Origin of the sequence: Paenibacillus sp. EKM301P, from assembly GCF_011800295.1 — a bacterium.
In the GTDB taxonomy this organism is placed as follows: Bacteria; Bacillota; Bacilli; order Paenibacillales; family Paenibacillaceae; genus Paenibacillus; species Paenibacillus polymyxa.
In genome coordinates this window covers 1-428 of record NZ_JAALFM010000093.1, presented here as the reverse complement: position 1 = coordinate 428, position 428 = coordinate 1, and the positions used below count along the sequence as shown (strand labels likewise).

Annotated in this window: 1 protein-coding gene; it reads left to right on the top strand. The window is 49.8% G+C overall.

What is annotated here, in order from left to right:
* Positions 1 to 428 (top strand): condensation domain-containing protein (locus HFD99_RS24980; RefSeq protein WP_238797311.1); only part of this gene is annotated, 428 nt, incomplete at both ends.

Here is a 428-nt window from a genome sequence, read left to right as displayed (position 1 = left end):
TACGGAATTTTGAGATATCTTGCTGACAGGGCAGAAGAAGCCACTTTTGTGGCCGAGCCGGAAATCAGCTTTAACTATCTCGGCCAATTCGATCAGGATTTGAAGCAGAATGCATTCCGTATGTCTCCTTATTCCGTCGGAGCTTCCATCAGTGACACGTTGACCAAGCGGTATGCTCTGGATATCAACGGCATGATCACGGACGGTGCCCTGGAACTGACGATCAGCTACAGCAACAAAATGTTCATGAAAAAATCGGTTAAAAAACTGGCTGATCTGCTGCAGGAGAGCTTGCGTGAGGTGTTGGCTCACTGTGTGGCCAAAGAGTTGCCGGAGCTGACCCCAAGCGATTTGTCCTTCCAAGGACTGACGGCTGTAGAGCTGGATCATATTGTAGAGCAGACGGCTGCTGCGGGAGAACTGGAAAA